Source organism: Streptomyces sp. CoH27, from assembly GCF_020181035.1.
GTDB classification, from domain to species: domain Bacteria; phylum Actinomycetota; class Actinomycetes; order Streptomycetales; family Streptomycetaceae; genus Streptomyces; species Streptomyces camelliae.
Genome location: NZ_JAIQYY010000002.1, coordinates 295,284 through 314,796 on the forward strand (window position 1 = coordinate 295,284; position 19,513 = coordinate 314,796).

Here is a 19,513-nt window from a genome sequence, read left to right on the forward strand (position 1 = left end):
GAGACGGCCGTTGACCAGGGCGCGGTCGCACAGCTCGACGACCTCCTCGGCGTTCTCGCCGTGGGTCATGGCGTCGAAGGCACGCAGGATGAGCAGGGCGCGCTCGGCGTTGTCGCGGCCGGTGCGGGTGCTCGCGAGTTCGGCCAGGCGCCGGGAGCGGGCTGGGGAGACGGTCTCGCCGTGGATGGTCTCCCACATGAACTGTACGGCGGTGAGCCGCATCCGGGCGGGGCCCGGTTCGTGCCGGGCGGCCTCGGCCTCGACCGTGCGGACGGCCTCCTCCAGCTGGTCGTTGTGGAGCTGTGCCTGGGAGAGACGGATCACCGCGTCGACGCGCCGGTCGCCTTCGAGGCCGGGCATACCGAGCGCGTCCTGGAGGTGGTCGATGGTAACGGCGGGCGCGGTCAGCAGGGTGGCGCAGCCCAGTTCGTACAGGACATGGGCGTGGACGTCGGGGCGCGGCGGCTCCCGCAGGGCCCGTTCGAGACAGCGGCGGGCCGCGTCGGGCGCGCCGACGGCGAGGTGTTCGCGGGCCGCCTCGCGCAGCTGGGCGACGAGTTCCTCGTCGTCGTCCGGGTGCACCTTGAGCAGGTGCTGGGCCGCCTCGGAGGCGCCGCGGCCCAGGTCGGTGATGATCTGGGCGGCCACGCCGTGCATGGCGGTGCACACGGCGGGCGGGATGGAGTTGTAGACGGCGGTGGCGACCAGCGGGTGGACGAACTCCAGCTCGTCTTCCCGGCGTTCGGCGCCGGCCGCCCGGTCGGGCCTGGTGAGGATGCGGGCGTTGCAGAGGAGTTCGGCGCAGTGCCGGGCGAGGTCGTCGTTCATGGTGGCGAGGCGGGCGACCATGTGGACGGTGATGGAGGTGCCGAGGATGGCGGCGGCCCAGGCGAACCGGGTGGCCTCCAGGCCGAGGTCCTTGAGCCGGTCGACCAGTCCGCCGCTGCGGGCGGAGCGGTTGAGGGCGCGCAGTTCCCCGGCGCGGGACTCGACGGGCGGGAGCTCGCCGTCCCGCACCTTGGCGAGCAGTTCGACGGTGTAGTAGAGATTGCCGCCGGTGACGGCCCACACCTCACGGCAGAACGCGTCGTCGGCGTGCCGGCCGAGGGTGGTGCGGGTGAGGCCCGCGGTGGCGTCCGGGGTGAGCGCGCTGAGGTCGCTGACGGGGCGGCCCGCGGCGGCGGCCACCGCGTCGAGGTGGCGGGCGCTGTCCCCGCTGACCTCACCGGGGCGGCGGGCGACCACGACCAGTACGGACAGGTCGTCCAGGCGCTCGGCGAACGCGGCGAGCCAGCGCAGGGTCTCCTGGTCGGCCCAGTGCGCGTCGTCGATCAGCAGCACGAGGGGCCACTCCCGGCGGGCGAGCCGACGCACCGCGGCGACGAGTCCGTCGCACACGTACTGCGGGTCGGGGCTGCCCTCTTGCGGGTCGACTATGCCGAGGGCGGGTCCGGCGATGTCGTACCAGTCGCCGAGGTACTCGCGGGCCTCCTCCGGCAGCAGGGACAGCAGGGCGGGCTGGAGCAGCTGCCGTACCACGGTGAACGGGACGGACTTCAGGGTCTGCGCGCCGCGTGCGGACCAGACGGTGCAGCCGCGGCGTTCGGCGATCCGGCGGGTCTCGGCCAGCAGCGCGGTCTTGCCGAGACCCGCCTCGCCGCGGAAGACCAGCAGGCTGCCCGCGGACGACCGGTCGGCGCACAGGACGTCGAGCGCGTCTGCGACGGTGGCCATCTCCGCGTCCCGCTCCCACAGGGAAGCCGAGGCGGCCGTCGGCGGCCGTCCCTCCGTCATCCTGTTACCTCCCCAGGTCGCCCGAATGACGTACAGAGCACGAGCGTAGCCGTCCGGCAGTGCCTGTGGTGGGCGGTACGCGCAGCTGTTGCCCCGCCGGGTGAAAGCGGGTGCGCACAGGCGACGCCCGCCCGGCCCGAACCGCCGGTCAGCAGCCGACGGGGCGTCAACCGGGCCACCGGAGGCCGGTGGCGAGGGGCGGGCCCGGAATCGCCGTCGGAAAAGGGGGTGGGGAGAAAAGAGCGAGAGAAATCCGAGGCGAAATAATCCGGTCTGTTCCGTTCGCGGCAGATCCTCTCATCACACTTTCACGGTCGCCTCATACGGTGGGGGCATGACGCAGGTGACTCCCCCCGGGTGGTACCCCGACCCCGGGCAGACGAACGACGGTCCGCCCACCGAGCGCTGGTGGGACGGCAAGGCCTGGACGGACCAGACCCGCCCCGCCGGGACGGCCGCCGTGTGGGGTCCCCCGCCGCAGCCGGCGCCTGCGGCACCCTCACCGTCTCCGGTGTTCGGCGCACAGCCGGCGCCCGCCGCGCCCGCCGCACCCGGTGGCTACGGCGAGGCGCCGGGGTACGGGACGTATCCGGCGTACCCCGCCGAGCCGCCGGCCGGGTCCCGGCGCCGGCTGCGCAACGGCATAGCCGTCACGGTGGCGACCGTGGTACTGGCGAGCATCGGGATCGGCGTCTGGGCGCTGACCAAGGGCGACGGCGGCGGCAGCGGCGACCGCGCCGGAACGCAGCAGGGCGCGCCGGGCGGGCAGAACGGCGGCCAGGGCGGGCCGTTCGGCGGCGGCTCGGGCGGCTCCGGGGGCTCGGGAGGTGCCGGCGGATCCGGGGGTTCCGGTGAGTCCGGCGGTTCCGGCGGCGGCGCGCCGTCGCCGGGGCAGTCCGACGCGCCCAAGGTGCAGGGCGGCGGCACGGTGTCGGACCCGGTCAACGGGATCAGTCTGCCGGTGCCGAAGGGCTGGACCGGGCAGACGATCAGCGTCGGCGCGGAGGTGACTTCGGACGACTCCTACAAGTGCCCGGGCAACGCCGGCCAGACCTGCACCGCGGGCGGCGCCTACACGGCTCCGGCGGTGGCGCTGGGCCTGAAGGGCACGACGGCCGAGGAGGTCGCCAAGGCGGACATCGCGGCCAACGCCAGGCAGTCCTACGGCGGCACCACCTACGGCAGCATCACCTCGCACCAGGTGCTGGCCTCGCAGGCGGTGACGGTGGCCGGGCAGAAGGGCTACATGGTGCGCTGGAAGGCGGTCACCAGCAAGGGCTCCGACGGCTACGTCGAGTCGGTCGCCTTCCCCTCGCCCAACGACGCCAAGCAGATCGTCGTGGTGCGCTTCGGCATCGACGTCGGACAGCAGACCTCGGTCATCGAGGAGATCCTGAACGGGATCAAGGTCTCCTCCGGCGGCGGCAACGGCCAGAACGTCTGAGCCGGGACCGCCCGGACGCCGGACGTGAAAGGGCCGGGTGGGGCACCCCTCCGCTCAAGAGGAGCCCCACCCGGCCGGGGGTGCGCGCCGCCCCCGTCCCCACGGTGCGGCGCGGGCAGACCGCCGTTCAGTCATCCCGTGAACGACGGCCTGGGTCCTACGTCAGCCCGAGCGCGGGCAGCACGGTGGCGTCCACGAACCGGGCGAGGTACTCGGCGTCGGCGTACTGGCCGCTGAGCACGGGCCGTACGCGCAGGACGCCGAACATCATCGCGGGGATGTACTCCAGCGCCGGATGGCCGGCCGGGACCTCGCCCCGGGCAACGCCCCGCGCGAGCATCTCCTGCAGCGCGGCGATCTCCGGGTGGACGAGCGCCTCGCGCAGTGCCAGCGCCAGTTCGTGGTCGGCGGTCACCGCGTGTCCCAGCGCCTGGAGCAGCTTGATGTCCTTGCCGGACCAGTCGCCCGCGGCCCGCGCGGCCTGGCGCAGGTCCTCGGCGAGGGATCCGGTGTCGACACCGGCGAAGCGCACCCGGCGGCTGGCACGCAGCGCGGCCGCGACGAACTGGGGCTTGGTCTTCCACTGCCGGTAGAGCGTGGACTTGCTGCACCGGGTGCTGGCGGCGATGCCCTCCATGGTGACGGACTCGTACCCGCACTCGCGGATCTGCTCCAGCACGGCGTCGAAGAACTCCCGCTCACGCGCCGGCGTGATCTTGGAGCGGCGCGAGGCGGCGACCGTCTCCGGTCCGTCCGCGGCCTGCGACGTCATGCGGTGCTTCCTCTCTCTCGTGGGCCGGGCCCTGTCTTCAGTGTGGCGCACATCAATCGATACGTCAGTGTACCGGTACCGACCCGTATCGGTACACTGACGTTTCGGTACGACATCGTATCGATGAGTTCTACACGCACCACCGTCAGTGAAGGGGCCGGGGGATGACTGCGCGAACCGAGCCTGGAGAGGCAGAGGCGGAGCCGCCGGACGCGACCGCGCGCCCGGCGCTCATACGTGAGCTTCTGCTCGTCGCCGGGCTGTTCCTCGTCTACAAGCTCGGCCGGCAGCTGGCCACCGGTCACACCGGCAACGCCGTCCACAACGCCCACCGCGTGTGGGACCTGGAACGGACGCTGCACCTCCCCCACGAGAACGCCGTGCAGTCCGCACTGCTGCACGGCGACACCCTCGTCCGCATCGCCAACACCTACTACGCCACCGTCCACTTCCCGGCGACGCTGGCCTTCCTGGTCTGGCTCTACGTCAAGCGGCCCGCCCACTACACCTGGGCGCGCCGGGTCCTCGCGGTGGTCACCACGGCCGCGCTGGTGCTGCCGTTCACCTTCCCGCTGGCCCCGCCGCGGATGCTGGCCGGGACCGGTCTGGTGGACACCGCGAAGATCTACGGCCCGTCCGTGTACGGCCCGCCGTCCAGCGACCATCTGTCCAACCAGTTCGCGGCGATGCCCTCGCTGCACTTCGGCTGGGCGCTGATGGTGGCGATCGGCCTCATCGTGGCCACCCGGTCCCGCCTGCGCTGGCTGTGGCTCCTGCACCCGCTGATCACCCTGCTGGTGATCGTGGGCACGGCCAACCACTACTGGCTCGACGCGATCGTCGCCACCGCCATGCTCGGCATCGCCCTCGGCGTGATCCGTCCGCCGCGGCGGACGCCGCGCACGGCCGGGCGCGGCGCCGGCCGGCTCGCCCCGCGCGAGAGCGTCCTGGTGGGAGCGGTCCGATGAGCGCCGCCGCCTTGGTCGCCGTCGCCCTGTCCCTCGTCTCGGCCGTCGCCTACGCCCTCGCCGCCGTGGCCCAGGAACGGCTCGCCTCCCGCACCGCCGGCGCCGGACTGCTGCGGCTGCTGGGCAACGGCGCCTGGTGGTGGGCGGTCGGCCTGAACGCCGCCGCCGCGCTGCTGCACGTCGTCGCCCTCAAGTACGGCCCGCTCACCCTCGTCCAGCCGCTCGGAGCGCTCACCCTGGTCGCGGCCGTGCCGCTCGGGGCGCAGGCGGCCGGGCGGCGGGTCAGCCCGGTGGAGTGGCGCGGTACGGCGCTGACGCTGCTCGGGCTCGCCGCGCTGCTCGTGACCGCCTCCGGTCCGGCGCCCGAGCGGGTGCTGTCACTGCCCGAGGCGCTGGCGGTGGCCGGTACGACGGCCGCCGCGATCGGCATGCTGTCCCGGCCCGGTGCCCGTCCCGGCCTGCGGCACGCGACGGCGTCCGGCTTCGCCTCCGGTGTCGCCTCGGCGCTCACCCAGACGGTGACCGTGGCGGCCACGGACCGCACGGGCCCGGGCCTGGGCGCCGAGGTGATCGTGGTCGCCGTCCTCGTCGCCGCGTTCGCCGTCGGCGGGCTGCTGCTGTCCCAGACCGCCTACCGCGGCGGTCTCGGCGCCCCGCTCGCCGTGGTCACCCTCGCCAACCCGGTCGCGGCCGCGACGATCGGCCTCACCCTGCTCGGCCAGGGCCTCCAGGGCGGCGCCGGCGGCGTACTGCTGGCCCTCGCCGGAGCGGTACTGGCCTCCTGGGGCGTGGTCCTGCTCACCCGGGTCACCCCGGGGCCGGCGCCCGAGGCTCCGGCGCCCGAGGCCGACGACCACCCCGTGGCCGCGGTCCTGGCGCTGGAACCGGGCACGGCGACCGCCGAACCGGCGCTGGTGCCACGGCAGCCGAAACAGCCGGGGCACCTCACCGCACTCTGAGCACACAGAACGGCGGCCGGGGCGCAGCTCTTCCGCGCGCACCGGCCGCCGTGGTCGTACTTCCCCGGCCCCGTTTCCCCCGTGGGGGCCTGTTCAGTTCCAGCCCCGCGAGTCCTGCTTGAGGGCGGTGTCGACGGTCAGGGCCGTCGCGACCACGAGACTCAGCAGCGGCTCGGGCAGCTGGTAGTGGATCTGCAGGACATAGTTGTCCGCGGTCGTGAAGAGCGTCTTGGCGAGGCCTTCCCAGGTCTTGGTGATCCGGGCGACCTCGTTGTCCGCGTGGTCGACGATCGCGAAGTTCCAGGCCCGCCAGTTCTCCGCCTTGATCGCGCCGACCTGCCGGCCGTTCGCGTTCATCGCGAAGTTGATCTTTCCGATCATGTTCTGCTGGACGATCTCGCCGACCGGCGAGCCGTCCGGACGGGACACGACGACCCGGGACTTGAAGAACTTCGCGGGCCGGGTCAGCAGCAGCTGCGGCTGGCCGTAGGCGTCACGGATCTCCAGCTTGTGGGTCATGAACTGGTCGAGGCTGGAGACGAAGCGCATGATCTTCTTCAGCACCCCCTGCCCGACCTCGGTGACCGAACCGATGTCCCGGCCGTGCTGATCCATGACCTTGTACTCGTTGGTCACCTCGATCAGCTTGGCCTTCTGGTTCACGACCAGGATGGGCTCGGTGAAGATCGTGCCGCCGCCGGGGCCGCCGCCCTGGATCCCGGCCTGCTGCTGCACCTGCCGCTGCACCTTGGGGTCGGCGGCCTGCTGCTGCGGGACGCCGTACTGCTGGGCGGGGGCCTGCACCTGCGGGGCCTGGCCGGCGGGGGCCTGCGCCGGGTTGGTGTGCTGGGTCCACTGGGTGCCGTCCCAGTAGCGGAGCGTCTGGGGCGCTCCGTGCGGATCCGGGTACCAGCCTGCAGGAGTGTTCGATTGTGTGGTCACCGGGGCACACTACCCTGATCTGACCGGTACCTGACCAGTCCGCACGGAGCGGTGTTCATCGGTCGTTCACTCCGTCGCGATGGCCGGGTCGCTGACGCCGGGTCGGCCGTTCTCGACGTGCCCGGCGAAGCCGCGCAGGAACGCCGGGTCGCCCTCGCAGGTGACCGTCACGTCGTACCAGCGCTTGCTCGCCGTGAGGTCGACGGCGTGCCTGACGGTCGCGCCGGGCCGGACGGTCACGGTGGCCGGCCGGCCGACGTAGCCGTTCGTCACCTTCAGCTTCACCGTGCCGGATCCCTTGTTGGTGAAGGTGAGTTCGAGGTTGTCGCCGGCGGTCCGGGCGGTCACCTCCGGTCCCGCGGCCTTCCCCTTGCCCTTGAAGACGCGCAGGAAGCCGTTCGGGCCGTGCACGGTGAGGTCGTGGCTGCCGCCGGAGTACGCCGAGTTCCAGGAGTCGGAGAGGTGCTTGCCGGCCTCGGTGGTGTACGTCCAGGGGCCGTCGGCACGGTTGCCGGAGGTCACCAGGAACGCGGCGCCCGCGCGCGCCCCCGAGGCGAACGTGAGCGTGAGCTTGCCGGTCGCGGTGTCCGCAGCACCGTCCACCACCGGGGCGTACTTCAGCGGGCGGGTGGGCCGGTGGCCGCGCTCCTGCTTGGGCAGCGAGGGGTTGGCCGGGGGCTTGGGAACATAGTCGGGGTGACGGTTGTGGTCCGGCGGCTCGTAGGCGGCCGTGGACGGCAGCGCGACCGGCTTGGTGTCCTTGCGGGAGAAGTCGAAGGCGCTGGTCAGATCTCCGGTCACGGTCCGCCGCCAGGGCGAGATGTTCGGCTCGTGCACCCCGAAGCGGCGCTCGATGAACCGGATGATCGAGGTGTGGTCGAAGGTCTCGGAGCAGACGTAACCGCCCTTGCTCCAGGGGGAGACGACCAGCATCGGCACGCGCTGGCCGAGCCCGTAGGCGCCGGGCACGTGGCTCGCGTCGCCCTTGAACAGGTCGAGGGAGGGGTCCACGGTCGACTTGCCCTGCGCGGCGGAGGCCGGCGGGAAGGGCGGTACGACGTGGTCGAAGAAGCCGTCGTTCTCGTCGTAGGTGATGAACAGCGCCGTCTTGCTCCAGACCTCGGGGTCGGAGGTGAGCGCGTCGAGGACCTGGGAGACGTACCAGGCGCCGTAGTTGGCGGGCCAGTTGGGGTGCTCGGTGAAGGCCTCGGGGGCGACGACCCAGGAGACCTGCGGCAGCGTGCCGGCCTTGACGTCGGCCTTCAGCCGGTCGAAGAAGCCCTCGCCCTTCTTGGCGTCGGTGCCGGTGCGGGCCTTGTCGTACAGCGGGTCGCCGGGCTTGGCGCCGCGGTACTGGTTGAAGTACAGCAGGGCGTTGTCGCCGTAGTTGCCGCGGTAGGCGTCCTGGATCCAGCCCCAGGAGCCGTTCGCGTCGAGGCCGTCGCCGATGTCCTGGTAGATCTTCCAGGAGACCCCGGCCTTCTCCAGGCGCTCGGGGTACGTCGTCCAGCCGTAGCCCTTCTCGTCGTTGCCGAGGACGGGGCCGCCGCCCTGGCCGTCGTTGCCGACGTAACCGGTCCACATGTAGTAGCGGTTCGGGTCGGTCGAGCCCATGAAGGAGCAGTGGTAGGCGTCGCAGAGGGTGAAGGCGTCGGCGAGCGCGTAGTGGAACGGTATGTCCTCGCGGTTCAGGTACGCCATGGTCGTGGTGCCCTTGGCCGGCACCCACTTGTCGTACTTACCCCCGTTGAAGGCCGCGTGCGTGTCGTTCCAGCCGTGCGGCAGGTCCTGGATGAAGGCGAGGCCCAGATCGTCGGCGTCGGGGTGGAAGGGCAGGATGTCCTTCGTGCCGTCGGACTGCTTCCAGACGGACGTGCCGTTCTGGGAGACCGAACGGGGGTCGCCGAAGCCGCGGACGCCGCGCAGCGAGCCGAAGTAGTGGTCGAAGGAACGGTTCTCCTGCATGAGGACAACGATGTGCTCGACGTCCTGGACGGTCCCGGTGCGGTGGTGGGCGGGCAGGGCGGCCGCGCGCTGGATGCTGGTGGACAGCGCGGTGAATGCCGTGGTGGCACCCGCGAGTTGGAGGAAACGGCGCCGGTTGACTTCGGGCATGGGTGTTCGGGTCCTCTCGTCCTGACGTACGCGATGCCGCCCATATGACGGAATCTGCGCGGAGCGAGTGTTCCAAGAGCAACAAACGTCAGGGAAGGGTCCGGTGGCGCCCATGTGAAAGTCGGCTGTCCGTGGGGTGCCCGCCGGCCGCGGCCGGTACGGGCCGCGGCCGGTGGGCACCCGCTCACAGAGCGGACATGCCGGGCGCTTCGGTCAGATCGTGCGGGTGAGGCGGTCGGCGAGCAGCTTGGCGAAGCGTGCCGGATCGGCCAGGTCGCCGCCCTCGGCGAGCAGGGCGGTGCCGTAGAGCAGTTCGGCCGTCTCGGTCAGCCCGGGGTCCCCGGCGCGCTGCTCGTACGCCGCCCTGAGCCCGCTGACCAGCGGGTGCTCGGGGTTCAGTTCGAGGATGCGCTTGACCGGCGGCAGGTCCTGGCCCATCGCCTTGTACATCTTCTCCAGCGCCGGCGGGATGCCGTCGGCGTCGCTGACCAGGCAGGCCGGCGAGCTGGTCAGGCGGGTGGTCAGCCGTACGTCCTTGACGGCGTCGAGCGTCTCGCCCAGCCAGGTCAGCAGCGGGGCGTAGGCACCGGACCTCTCCTCCGACAGCTCCTCGTCGGCCTCGTCGGCAGGCAGGTCGACCGTGCCTCGTGCGACGGACTGGAACTCCTTGCCGTCGTGGTCGCGCACCGACTCGACCCAGATCTCGTCCACGGGGTCGGTGAGCAGCAGCACCTCGTACCCCTTGGCCCGGAAGGCCTCCAGGTGCGGGGAGTTCTCGACCTGGGCGCGGCTCTCGCCGGTCATGAAGTAGATCTTGTCCTGGCCGTCCTTCATCCGGGAGACGTAGTCGGCGAGGGTGGTGGGCTCGTCCCCGGCGGTGGTGGCGAACGACGCGATGTCGAGGATCGCCTTGTGGTCCTCGCCCGGGGCGAGCAGGCCCTCCTTGACGACGGGGCCGAACTCCCGCCAGAACGTACGGTACTTGTCGGCGTCGTTCGTCATGAGGTCCTTGACGGTGGACAGGACCTTCTTGGCGAGACGGCGCCGGATCAGCTGGATGTGCCGGTCCTGCTGGAGGATCTCGCGGGAGATGTTCAGCGACAGGTCGGCGGCGTCCACGACGCCCTTGACGAACCGCAGGTGGGACGGCAGGAGTTCGCGGGTGTCGGCCATGATGAACACGCGCTTGACGTACAGCTGGACGCCGTGGCGGGCGTCGCGCTGGAACAGGTCGTGCGGGGCGCGCGCGGGGAGGAAGAGCAGCGCCTCGTACTCGAAGGTGCCCTCCGCCCGCATCCGGATGGTCTCCAGCGGGTCGGTCCAGTCATGGCTGATGTGCCGGTAGAACTCCCGGTACTCCTCGTCCTGCACCTCCGAACGCGGGCGTGCCCACAGCGCCTTCATCGAGTTCAGGGTGTCGTCGCCCATCCGGATGGGGAACGCGATGAAGTCCGAGTACCGCTTGACGATCTCCCGGATCTTCCACTCGTCGGCGTAGTCGTGGAGGGCGTCCTCCTCGTCCGCGGGACGCAGGTGGACGGTGACCGCCGTGCCCTCCGGCACGTCCTCGACGGTCTCGATGGTGTAGGTGCCGCCGCCGTCCGACTCCCAGCGCACGCCGGTGTCCTCGCCGGCCTTGCGGGTGACCAGCGTGACCTTGTCGGCGACCATGAACACGGAGTAGAAGCCGACACCGAACTGGCCGATCAGCTCCGCCGATTCCGCGCTTTCGCGGTCTTCGCGCTGTTCGCGGTTCGCACGCAGCCGGCGCAGGGTCTCGGCCGTCCCGGAACGGGCGATGGTGCCGATGAGCCCGACGACGTCGTCGCGTGTCATGCCGATGCCGTTGTCGCGCACGGTCAGGGTGCGCGCGTCCTTGTCGGTTTCCAGCGCGATGTGCGGGTCGTCGGCCTTCAGGCGGTCGTCCGTGAGGCCGGCGAGGCGCCGCTTGTCCAGGGCGTCGGAGGCGTTGGAGATGAGTTCCCGCAGGAAGATGTCCTTGTTCGAGTAGATCGAATGGACCATCAGCTGCAGGAGTTGCCGCGCTTCGGCCTGGAACTCCAGCGTCTCGGTGCTCATTGTGTCCTTTCCCCTCAGTCCTCGATCCAGCCGTGCCGCTTGGCGAACAGGGCCAGCTGCCTGCGTACGGCGACGATCTGCTGCCCCGTCAGGTCGGGTACGGAGGTCAGCAGCAGCTCCGTCACCTCGCGTGTGTACTCGGCCGAGCCGAGCACGTCACACATCGGCTCCTGGCCCTCCGCGGTGGCCGCGGGGACGGCCCGCTCGGCCGCCGGTGCCGCCGAACTTCCCGGCTCCTGCGCGAGACGGACGGACGCGGCCTTCAGCCCGCGGCCGCCGTTCTCGATCTCGAACTCCACCGCCAGGCCCGGACGCACGGACGACTCGGGAATCAGCAGGTCGTTCACATGCAGGAAGACGTCCTCGCCCCCCTGGTCCGGAGCGATGAAGCCGTACCCACGCATCCCGTCGAACCGGACCACCCGACCGACAGCCATCCGCAACCCCCACGTTCCAAGCCGCACTCAGCCTCTGTACCGCCGCTCAGCGTACGCGACGCGCGAGGCCCGCCGGAATTCCCGGGCGACGCCCCACGCACCGTGCCCCAGCACGGTGTTTCCGCGAGGCGGAAGGAGCGTTGCGACCCTGCGACGCGCTCCTCGACGATGCGACCACCACGACAGACGGGAGCCGGACCGATGCCCCATGTAACCGCCTTCGCACGGAATCAGTGGTACGTCGCCGCCTACAGCCAGGAGGTCGGGCGCGAGTTGCTCGGCCGGACGATTCTCGGCGAACCGCTCGTCCTCTACCGCGCCGAGGAGGACGGCACCCCGGTCGCCCTGCACGACCGGTGCGTCCACCGCCGCTATCCGCTCTCCGAGAGCGGTCTGGACGGCGACCGGATCGTCTGCGGCTACCACGGTTTCACCTACGACCGCACCGGCACCTGTGTGTATGTGCCGGGCCAGAAACGCATCCCGCGCACCGCGCGCGTCGCCGCCCACCCGGTCGTGGAGCAGGACTCCCTGGTGTGGGTGTGGATCGGCGACCCGGCCCTCGCCGACCCGGACACCGTCCCGCGGGCCCGGCATCTCGACTCCCCCGGCTGGGTGACGGTCCGCGGCATGGAGCCGATCGACGCCGACTACGGCCTGCTCGTCGACAACCTCCTCGACCTCTCCCACGAGACCTATCTGCACGGCGGGTACATCGGCACCCCGGAGGTCGCCGAGACACCCATCACCACCGAGGTGGACGAGGGCGCGGGCATCGTCCGGGTCAGCCGGCACATGGCCGACGCCGAGTGCCCGCCGTTCTACGCCCGCTCCACCGGCATCACCGGCCGGATCACCCGCTGGCAGGACATCGAGTACCACGCGCCCTGCCTGTATCTGCTGCACAGCCGCATCGCGCCGACGGGGGTCGTGCCCGAGCCGGACGGCAGCGACCCGCACGGCATCCACACCGAGATCACCTACGCCATCACCCCGTCCGCGGACGGCAAGGTGTACGACTTCTGGATGGTCTCCCGGGACTGGGCGACGGACGACGCCGAGGTCACCGAGTTCCTGCGGGGCAACAACCACACGGTGGTCATGCAGGACGTGGACGCCCTCAACCTCCTGCAGCGGACGCTGGGTTCGGAGCGCACCGGCTATCAGGAGCTGAGCATCAACATCGACACCGGCGGCCTGGCCGCGCGCCGCATCCTGGCCCGGCTGGCCGAGGAGGGCGACAAGCCCGTGGAGGAGGTCCGGTGAGCACGCCCACCGGTGAGGTCTACCGGGTGGACTGGCTGCCGGGCACGGACGTGCTGCACGGCACCTGCCACTGCGGGGCGGAGCACACCGCGCAGGATCCGATGGCGATGTGGGAGTGGATGCTGGCACACCCCGAGGGGCACGAGGCCCGGGAGGACGTACGGTGACGGAGATCGAACTCGTCGTGGCGCGGCGGGAGTCGGCGGCGGACGGGGTGCTGTCGCTGACCCTGCGCGATCCGCTCGGGCAGGAGCTGCCCGCCTGGGAACCCGGCGCCCATGTGGACCTGCTGCTCGGCCCGGAGCTGGAACGGCAGTACTCGCTGTGCTCCGACCCGGCGGACCGCTCCGCCTGGCGGATCGCGGTGCTGCGGGAGCCGGACGGCCGGGGCGGATCGGCCTTCGTCCACGAGGAGTTGGGCGAGGGCGACAAGGTGCGGGTGCGCGGGCCGCGCAACCACTTTCCGCTGGAGTCCGCGCCCGGCTACCGGTTCATCGCGGGCGGCATCGGCATCACCCCGCTGCTGCCGATGCTCGCAGCGGCCGAGGCGGCGGGCGCCGACTGGTCGCTGCTGTACGGCGGCCGGTCCCGCGCCTCCATGGCCTTCACCGGGGAACTGGCCCGCTACGGCGACCGGGTGGCCCTCGCCCCGCAGGACGAGACGGGCCTGCTCGATCTGGGCCCAGTGCTGGACGGCGCCCCCGACGGCACCCTGGTGTACTGCTGCGGTCCGGGGCCGCTGCTGGACGCCGTCGAGGAACGCTGCCCGACCGGACGGCTGCGGGTCGAACGCTTTCAGCCCAAGCCCCGGCCGACCGGCTCCGACACCGCGTTCGAGGTGGAGCTCGCGCGCAGCGGCCGTGTCCTCACGGTCGCGCCGCGGGTGTCGGTGCTGGACACGGTGCGCGCCGCCGGCGTCGAGGTGCTGTACTCGTGCACCGAGGGGACGTGTGGCACCTGTGAGACGGATGTGCTGGAAGGCGTCCCGGATCACCGGGACTCGGTCCTCACCGAGGAGGAGCGGGCCGCGGGCGACACGATGATGATCTGTGTCTCCCGGTGCCGGGGCGCCCGTCTGGTGCTGGATCTGTGAGACGCCTCGGTGGTCGGCGCTCGGCGCCGCCCCTTCAAGGCGCCGGTCTCCCGGCCCGGCGCCGCCGGCGACCTGAACGCCGGCGGTGCCGGGTCAGTCCTGGGTGGCCGGGACGACGGAGAGATGGGGGGCCGTGCCGCGTGCGCGGCGCGGGCGGCGTACGGGGACGGCGGGGCGGCGGGGGTCGCGCAGGACCATCGTCAGGCGCCGGTAGCCGATGTCCCGCAGGGTCTGCGGGGTCTCGTCGACGACCCGGCACTCGGTGGGGCCCCGGCGCGGGTCGGGGTGGAGGAGCAGGCGGACGGCGCCGTCGAGCCGGGTCGCGGACTCGCCGACGGAGCGCATCCAGTGCGGCAGACCCTGCCGGTAGGCGGCCTCCATGATCGGGTCCTGGGCGATGTCCCGGCGGACCGCCTGGAGTTCATGGTCGTGGCCGTACGTCTCCAGCGCGGCCCTGAGGTGGGCCAGCATCGGCAGGCACCAGCCCTGCTCGTGCTCGCCGAGGACCTCGGCCGCGTCCGGGTGGAAGAGCACGAACCGCAGGAAGCTGTCCCCCGGCATGGCGGTGGGGTGGGGGCCCACCCCGCGGAAGAGCGCCGTGTAGGCCCCGTTGGCCATGACCACGTTCCAGCAGTGGTCCACGACCAGGGAGGGCAGGGCGAGGGACTCCAGCAGTGCGGCGTAGTCCTGAAGGTACGCCTGGGTGTCGCACGTCTCGGGGACGGGCCGCGGCGCCGGCCGCTGCCCTCCTGCCTGATGTGCCATCGGGAGGTCACCCCTCTTGCCTCTGCGGCCTTGACGCGGCCCCTGCGATCCTGCGGCTCCGACCAGCGCGATGTCAACTATCGTGGCATTTCCTGCCTGTTGACGGCTGAAATTCGCCACAGTTGTGGCGACACCTGGATGTGAGTTCGAGGCACCGGCTAATCTCCGGGAAGTTCACGGCGACCGCTCGCGAGACGCATGGCCGAGGCGGACGCGAAGGACGCAACTGCAAACCCGCGAAGAGACGTAGGAGTTCTGTCGGTGACGGATGGCTACGAGGATCCGGGCGCCACGGCGACCGCCCAGCTGCCGGCCGTCGTCGCCCGCGTCACCGCGCTCGCCGAACGGCTCGGCGTGCCGCACACGGAGGTCTTCGCCGTCGGCCGGCTCTCCGTGGCCTGCGGTGTGCCGGAGCCGGTGGTCCGGGCCCTGCTCAGCGGCCGGCCTGCGGGCGAGCCGGACGTCCAGGCACGCTTCCTGCAGCGACTGAGCCTGCTGCGCCGCACCCGGCTCAAGCCCAACGGCCGCAAGTACACCCAGCAGGAGATCGCCGACGGCGCGGGCATGTCCCGCCAGCAGGCCGGCGCCCTCATCAACGGCGACCGGCGGCCCACCATGGAGCACTGCGACGCGCTGCAGCGTTTCTTCCGGGTGCACGCCGGATTCCTGACCGCGGAGGACCCCGAGGCACTGGCGGGCGCGCTGCAGCGCACCGAGCAGGAGATGCTGCAGAAGCTCGCCGACCGGGAGCGGGCCGCGGCCGACGCCGCCGAGGATCCGCTGGAGAGGCTGCTCCAGGACCACGGGGTGCGCGGGATCGCCTGGCGGGCGGCGCAGTTGCCGACCGACCAGCACCGGGACAAGGTCGCGGAGTGGCTGGACATGCTCTTGGAGAGCGTCAAGCGGCCCGAGTCGTGAGCCGGGGGAGGACAGTGGGCATCGGCAGGGACATGCGCCGGCTGTGCGGCGAGCTGGTGGGCGGGCTGGCCCTGCCCGTGCCGGCGCCCGAGCAGGAGCTGTACCGCGCGCTGTGCGAGGCGATGAGCCGCCGCCGGGGCCGCCCGGTGCACTTCCGTACGGCCGTCTTCCCGCCCGGCACGGCGAGCGGGCTGTGGCTGGACCTGACCGACCGTGACATCGTCGTGGTGGAGGAACGGACCGCCCCCGGCCACCAGTTGGTGATCCTCGGCCACGAGCTGTGGCACATGCAGGCCGACCACCGCGGGCACCGGACCGACGGGGTCGGGGTCGCCACACGGCTGCTGGACGACGACGACACCGACCAGGCGGCGCTTGAGGCCGCGGCGCGGCGGGTCGCGGCCCGGACCCGCTTCGACCTCGCCGAGGAGCGTCAGGCCGAGACCTTCGGCCTGCTGCTGGCCAGCAAGTGCCGTACGTGGCTGGCCGGTTCGGCCCTGCGCGGGGCGGGCCGGCGCGACGATGTGGCCGGTCGGATCGAGGCGTCGCTGGGCTATCCGGGGCCGCAGGGCTGAGCCTTTCGCGGCGCGGCGCGCGTGGTGCTGCGTCCAGGGGATTTCCGGGGTCCGGCCTGCGCTGAGCGGGCGAGACCGGAGCCGAGCCGGACGGCGTTGTCAGTGGTGGGCGGCAAGCTGGAGAGGTGCCCCCGCCGCGGGGCTCGACCGTGATGCCTACTCGGGGAGAGCCGACCGATGCCCACCGCCGTACTGACCGACCGCGAGCGCACCGCCGTACAGGCCTACCTGCGGCTGCTGCACACCGTGCGCGCCGTCTTCGACGGGCCGCCGGACGACGCCCGGCCCGCCGTGGTGCCGCCCGCCGTGCTGGCCGAGGCGGAGCAGGCCCTGGCGCGGGCGGGTCTCGCGGGCAACGAGGCGGAGTTCTTCCGCCTGCTGCGGGAATGGTGCCCGACCGCCTGACCGGCCGGCCGTGCCGGACGGCCCGGTCCGTCGGCGGGTCTCACCCGTGCGGTACGACCACGGAGGTGGCGACCAGCCCGTCGTGTACGGCCCACCGGCCGTCGAAGACCTGGAGCCTGCGGCCCGCGACCTGAGGGCCGGGGACGAGAAGTTCGGCGCGCAGGGTGCCGTGCGCCGTGCCGTCCGGGCCCGGGTGCAGGGTGATGTCGGCCTCGGAGAAGTCCAGCCAGGTGCGGGTGAGCGGGAACCACGCCTTGTAGACGGACTCCTTGGCGCTGAACAGGATCCGGTCCCAGTGCACGTCGGGCCGCCGTGCGGCGAGCCGGGCGAGCCGGACGGACTCGGTCGGCAGGCAGACCGTCTTGCCGACGCCCTCCGGCAGCGGCCCGTGCGGCTCGGCGTCGATACCGAGGGAGAGCAGGTCGCTCGCGCGGGCGAGGACGGCGGCGCAGTAGCCGTCGCAGTGGGTCATGCTGCCGATCAGGCCGGCCGGCCAGACCGGCGCACCCCGCTCGCCGCTGACGACGGGCTGCGCGGGCACGCCGAGCTTCTCCATGGCGCGCCGGGCGCAGCCGCGGACGGCGGCGAACTCACGGCGGCGCTTGGTCACCGCGCGCTCGACGAGGGGTTCCTCCTCGGGAAAGAGCGGGGCGTCCCACAGCGGGTCGTCACGGTGTGCCTCCACGACCACGACCGACTCCGGGAGCAGCTCCTCGATCACCGGTTTCGACCTCCATCGGCAGGATACGGCGCAGCCGGCCCGGCGGCTCCGGACGCTTGCGCCACTCTCGGGGGTAGCCCACGGACACCTCCACGAAGCGGACTCCGTCGTGCCAGGTGGTGCGCGGGATGTGCAGATGGCCGTAGACCATCGTGGCGACGGGGAACCGGCGGTGCCAGTCGGCGGTCAGCGTGGTCCCGCACCACATGGCGAACTCGGGATGCCACAGCACGTCGGTGGGGTGCCGGTGCAGCGGATAGTGGTTGACCGGTACGACGGGCAGGCCGGCGGGGAGCGCGGCGAGCCGGCGCTCGGTCTCGGCGACCCGGGCCCGGCACCAGGCGTCCCGGGTCGGATAGGGGTCGGGGTGCAGCAGGTACTCGTCGCTGCAGACGATGCCCGTGCTCTCCGCGTAGGCCAGGCCCTCGGCCTTGGTGGCGCAGCCGGCCGGCAGGAACGAGTAGTCGTAGCCGAGGAACAGCGGGGCGACGGCGACCGGACCGCCCGGGCCCTCCCACACCGGGTAGGGGTCCTCGGGAGTGACGACACCGAGCTCCCGGCACACCTCGACCAGGTGCTCGTAGCGGGCGACGCCGCGCAGGGTGACGGTGTCCTTCGGGTGGGTCCACAGGTCGTGGTTGCCCGGTGCCCACAGCACCTTGCGGAACCGGCCGGCGAGCGTGGCGAGGGTCCAGCGGATGTCGGCGACGGTCTCGGCGATGTCGCCGGCCACGATCAGCCAGTCGTCGGCGCTCGCCGGACGCATGTGCTCGACCAGGGCGCGGTTGTCCGGGTAGCTGATGTGCAGGTCGCTGATGGCCAGCAGCTGTCCGGCCCCGGCCGTCGACTCCACCCCGTGCCCCTTTCCGATCATCGTCGCCTGGACCACAAGAGCACATTCCCCGATCCGGGACAAGAGGATCCCCGGCCGACAGGCCCCGCGAATCCGTAACACCCGCGTTGCACGCGCGGGCTCTTGAAAGCCGTATGATCGCCCCAACACCGATGCCCCAACCTCCCTTCTGACAGGGGCTGTTCGGTGTCCCTTCCTTCTTCCTGCCCGGGCACGGGCCGCTGCGCCCTGCCCGAAAACCCCCGAAAGGCGGCCTGCATGCTCTCTCGCGTACGCGTCTGGCTCAACCGCACGTACGCGGAGAACGTCTTCTTCATGGAACAGCTGCGGAGAAATCCCAGCGACCGCGCCGTGGAGATCCATGCGACGCACGCCGACCCCGACTCCCCCGTGCTGGCCGCCGCCGACACCGCCGACCTGGAGCCGGACGGCCTGTCCCCGGCCGGTTACGTCGAGTACGCCCTCGACCAGTGCGCCCGGCGCGGCATCGACGTCTTCGTGCCCCGGCTGCACCAGGCGGCGATCGTGGCACACCGCGCCGAGTTCGCGGCGGCCGGTACGGCGCTGCTGGCGCCGACGCCCGAGGCGGTGGCCGTGTTCGAGGACAAGGCGACCGCGTACGAGGCGGTCCGCTCGGTGGGCGTCCCGGTGCCGCCGTGGTGGCGGGTGCGCACGGCGGACGAACTCCTCGCCGCTGTGGAGGAGTTGGAGAAGGCCGGGCACAAGGCGTGCTTCAAGCCGGCCGCCGGTGCGGGCGGGGTCGGCTTCCGTGTGATCACCCGCGCCCCGTTCTCGCTGGCTCATCTCGCAGGCTTCCCCGGCCCGTACGTGCAGCTGGACCTGGTCCTCGATGCGCTGCGGCGGGCGGAGGACCCGGTGGACTGGCTGGTGATGCCGCGCCTGGAGCAGCCCGAGGTGTCCGTCGACGTCCTCGCCGGTCCGGACAACCGGGTGCGGCTCGCGGTGGGCCGGACGAAGAACGGCCGCCGGCGGGGTTTCACCCTGGACGAGCGCTGGCTGGCCCCGGCCCGGCTGATCGCGGAGGGCTTCGGGCTGCACTATCTGTCCAACATCCAGTTCCGCATGTACGGCGACGAGCCGGTGCTGCTGGATGTCAACACCCGGCCGGCCGGGGGGCTGCACCAGCTGTCGCTGTGCGGGATCAACGCCCCCTGGGCCGCCGTGCAGCTGGCCCTCGGCGAGGACCCCGGGGTGGTGGAGCCGCCGTTCCTGGGACAGGACTACACGGTGGTGTCGGGGCCCCGGCCGCTGCTGCCCACGGCGTTTCCGCGGCAGCGGGAGGCCGAGGTTCCGCTGCCGGTGGCGGCGATGCCGGCACCCGTGCAGGCGGCTTCGGCGGAGGTCCTGCCGCTTTAGGACGTACGCCGGGTGCGGGTTCGTTGCGGC

General features: G+C 72.1%; 19 protein-coding genes. 10 read left to right on the forward strand and 9 right to left on the reverse strand.

Annotated features, from left to right (window positions below):
- Positions 1 to 1,794, reverse strand: a 1,794-nt coding sequence (locus LE548_RS04180) for an AAA family ATPase (protein ID WP_225095233.1), incomplete at its 3' end; no start/stop codon positions are given.
- Positions 1,795 to 2,128: 334 nt separating this feature from the next.
- Here LE548_RS04180 and LE548_RS04185 point away from each other — a divergent pair.
- Positions 2,129 to 3,238 (forward strand): DUF2510 domain-containing protein, encoded by a 1,110-nt coding sequence (locus LE548_RS04185; RefSeq protein WP_225095234.1) that lies wholly within the window; start codon positions 2,129 to 2,131, stop codon positions 3,236 to 3,238.
- A 157-nt stretch (positions 3,239 to 3,395) separates the two neighbouring features.
- Here LE548_RS04185 and LE548_RS04190 read toward each other — a convergent pair whose 3' ends face one another.
- Entirely contained in the window at positions 3,396 to 4,010 is a 615-nt protein-coding gene (locus LE548_RS04190) for a TetR/AcrR family transcriptional regulator (protein ID WP_225095235.1), read from the reverse strand.
- A 164-nt stretch (positions 4,011 to 4,174) separates the two neighbouring features.
- Between LE548_RS04190 and LE548_RS04195 the strand changes: the two genes are divergently transcribed.
- On the forward strand, positions 4,175 to 4,978 hold the full coding sequence (locus tag LE548_RS04195) for a phosphatase PAP2 family protein (RefSeq protein ID WP_225095236.1): 804 nt from the start codon (positions 4,175 to 4,177) through the stop codon (positions 4,976 to 4,978).
- Positions 4,975 to 5,937 carry a hypothetical protein gene (locus LE548_RS04200; protein ID WP_225095237.1) on the forward strand — a complete coding sequence of 321 codons (963 nt, stop codon included), beginning with the start codon at positions 4,975 to 4,977 and terminating at the stop codon, positions 5,935 to 5,937. The genes LE548_RS04195 and LE548_RS04200 overlap by 4 nt, the downstream gene beginning before the upstream one ends.
- A 93-nt stretch (positions 5,938 to 6,030) precedes the next feature.
- Here the strand turns inward: LE548_RS04200 and LE548_RS04205 are convergent, their stop codons facing one another.
- The 4 genes from LE548_RS04205 to LE548_RS04220 form a co-directional block, all read right to left on the reverse strand.
- Complete coding sequence (locus LE548_RS04205) at positions 6,031 to 6,879, reverse strand: phospholipid scramblase-related protein (RefSeq protein WP_225095238.1); 849 nt, start codon at positions 6,877 to 6,879, stop codon at positions 6,031 to 6,033.
- A gap of 66 nt (positions 6,880 to 6,945) precedes the next feature.
- Positions 6,946 to 8,994 carry a phosphocholine-specific phospholipase C gene (locus LE548_RS04210; RefSeq protein WP_225095239.1) on the reverse strand — a complete coding sequence of 683 codons (2,049 nt, stop codon included), beginning with the start codon at positions 8,992 to 8,994 and terminating at the stop codon, positions 6,946 to 6,948.
- A 213-nt stretch (positions 8,995 to 9,207) separates the two neighbouring features.
- Positions 9,208 to 11,073: a molecular chaperone HtpG gene (gene htpG / locus LE548_RS04215; RefSeq protein ID WP_225095240.1), complete on the reverse strand. Its 1,866-nt coding sequence runs from the start codon at positions 11,071 to 11,073 to the stop codon at positions 9,208 to 9,210.
- Between the two features lie 14 nt (positions 11,074 to 11,087).
- Positions 11,088 to 11,510: a cold-shock protein gene (locus LE548_RS04220; protein WP_225095241.1), complete on the reverse strand. Its 423-nt coding sequence runs from the start codon at positions 11,508 to 11,510 to the stop codon at positions 11,088 to 11,090.
- 201 nt (positions 11,511 to 11,711) lie between these two features.
- On the opposite strand from LE548_RS04220, the gene LE548_RS04225 reads away from it, so the two are divergent.
- Genes LE548_RS04225 through LE548_RS04235 form a run of 3 tightly spaced genes read left to right on the forward strand, consistent with a single transcriptional unit; the run spans position 11,712 to position 13,869 of the window.
- Positions 11,712 to 12,776 carry an aromatic ring-hydroxylating dioxygenase subunit alpha gene (locus LE548_RS04225; protein WP_225095242.1) on the forward strand — a complete coding sequence of 355 codons (1,065 nt, stop codon included), beginning with the start codon at positions 11,712 to 11,714 and terminating at the stop codon, positions 12,774 to 12,776.
- A complete protein-coding gene (locus LE548_RS04230; RefSeq protein ID WP_225095243.1) occupies positions 12,773 to 12,943 on the forward strand; it encodes a hypothetical protein in 171 nt (56 codons plus the stop codon). Before LE548_RS04225 ends, LE548_RS04230 begins: the two co-directional genes overlap by 4 nt.
- On the forward strand, positions 12,940 to 13,869 hold the full coding sequence (locus LE548_RS04235; protein WP_225095244.1) for a PDR/VanB family oxidoreductase: 930 nt from the start codon (positions 12,940 to 12,942) through the stop codon (positions 13,867 to 13,869). Before LE548_RS04230 ends, LE548_RS04235 begins: the two co-directional genes overlap by 4 nt.
- A 93-nt stretch (positions 13,870 to 13,962) precedes the next feature.
- On the opposite strand, the gene LE548_RS04240 is transcribed toward LE548_RS04235, so the two are convergent.
- Positions 13,963 to 14,634: a hypothetical protein gene (locus LE548_RS04240; RefSeq protein ID WP_225095245.1), complete on the reverse strand. Its 672-nt coding sequence runs from the start codon at positions 14,632 to 14,634 to the stop codon at positions 13,963 to 13,965.
- 261 nt (positions 14,635 to 14,895) lie between these two features.
- On the opposite strand from LE548_RS04240, the gene LE548_RS04245 reads away from it, so the two are divergent.
- The 3 genes from LE548_RS04245 (at position 14,896) to LE548_RS04255 (ending at position 16,532) form a co-directional block, all read left to right on the forward strand.
- A complete protein-coding gene (locus tag LE548_RS04245; RefSeq protein WP_225095246.1) occupies positions 14,896 to 15,552 on the forward strand; it encodes a helix-turn-helix transcriptional regulator in 657 nt (218 codons plus the stop codon).
- A 32-nt stretch (positions 15,553 to 15,584) separates the two neighbouring features.
- Entirely contained in the window at positions 15,585 to 16,127 is a 543-nt protein-coding gene (locus tag LE548_RS04250; RefSeq protein WP_225095430.1) for a toxin-antitoxin system, toxin component, read from the forward strand.
- A 177-nt stretch (positions 16,128 to 16,304) separates the two neighbouring features.
- Positions 16,305 to 16,532 carry a hypothetical protein gene (locus LE548_RS04255; protein WP_225095247.1) on the forward strand — a complete coding sequence of 76 codons (228 nt, stop codon included), beginning with the start codon at positions 16,305 to 16,307 and terminating at the stop codon, positions 16,530 to 16,532.
- A gap of 40 nt (positions 16,533 to 16,572) precedes the next feature.
- Here the strand turns inward: LE548_RS04255 and LE548_RS04260 are convergent, their stop codons facing one another.
- Together LE548_RS04260 and LE548_RS04265 are read right to left on the reverse strand one after the other, a co-directional pair.
- Positions 16,573 to 17,253 carry a 4'-phosphopantetheinyl transferase superfamily protein gene (locus LE548_RS04260; protein ID WP_225095248.1) on the reverse strand — a complete coding sequence of 227 codons (681 nt, stop codon included), beginning with the start codon at positions 17,251 to 17,253 and terminating at the stop codon, positions 16,573 to 16,575.
- Positions 17,201 to 18,106: a metallophosphoesterase gene (locus LE548_RS04265; protein WP_225095249.1), complete on the reverse strand. Its 906-nt coding sequence runs from the start codon at positions 18,104 to 18,106 to the stop codon at positions 17,201 to 17,203. Before LE548_RS04265 ends, LE548_RS04260 begins: the two co-directional genes overlap by 53 nt.
- A 258-nt stretch (positions 18,107 to 18,364) precedes the next feature.
- Here LE548_RS04265 and LE548_RS04270 point away from each other — a divergent pair, with 258 nt between their 5' ends.
- The gene (locus LE548_RS04270; RefSeq protein WP_225095250.1) at positions 18,365 to 19,483 is read left to right on the forward strand and encodes an ATP-grasp domain-containing protein; all 1,119 of its coding nucleotides are present in this window, start codon (positions 18,365 to 18,367) and stop codon (positions 19,481 to 19,483) included.
- The last annotated feature ends 30 nt before the right edge of the window (positions 19,484 to 19,513 follow it).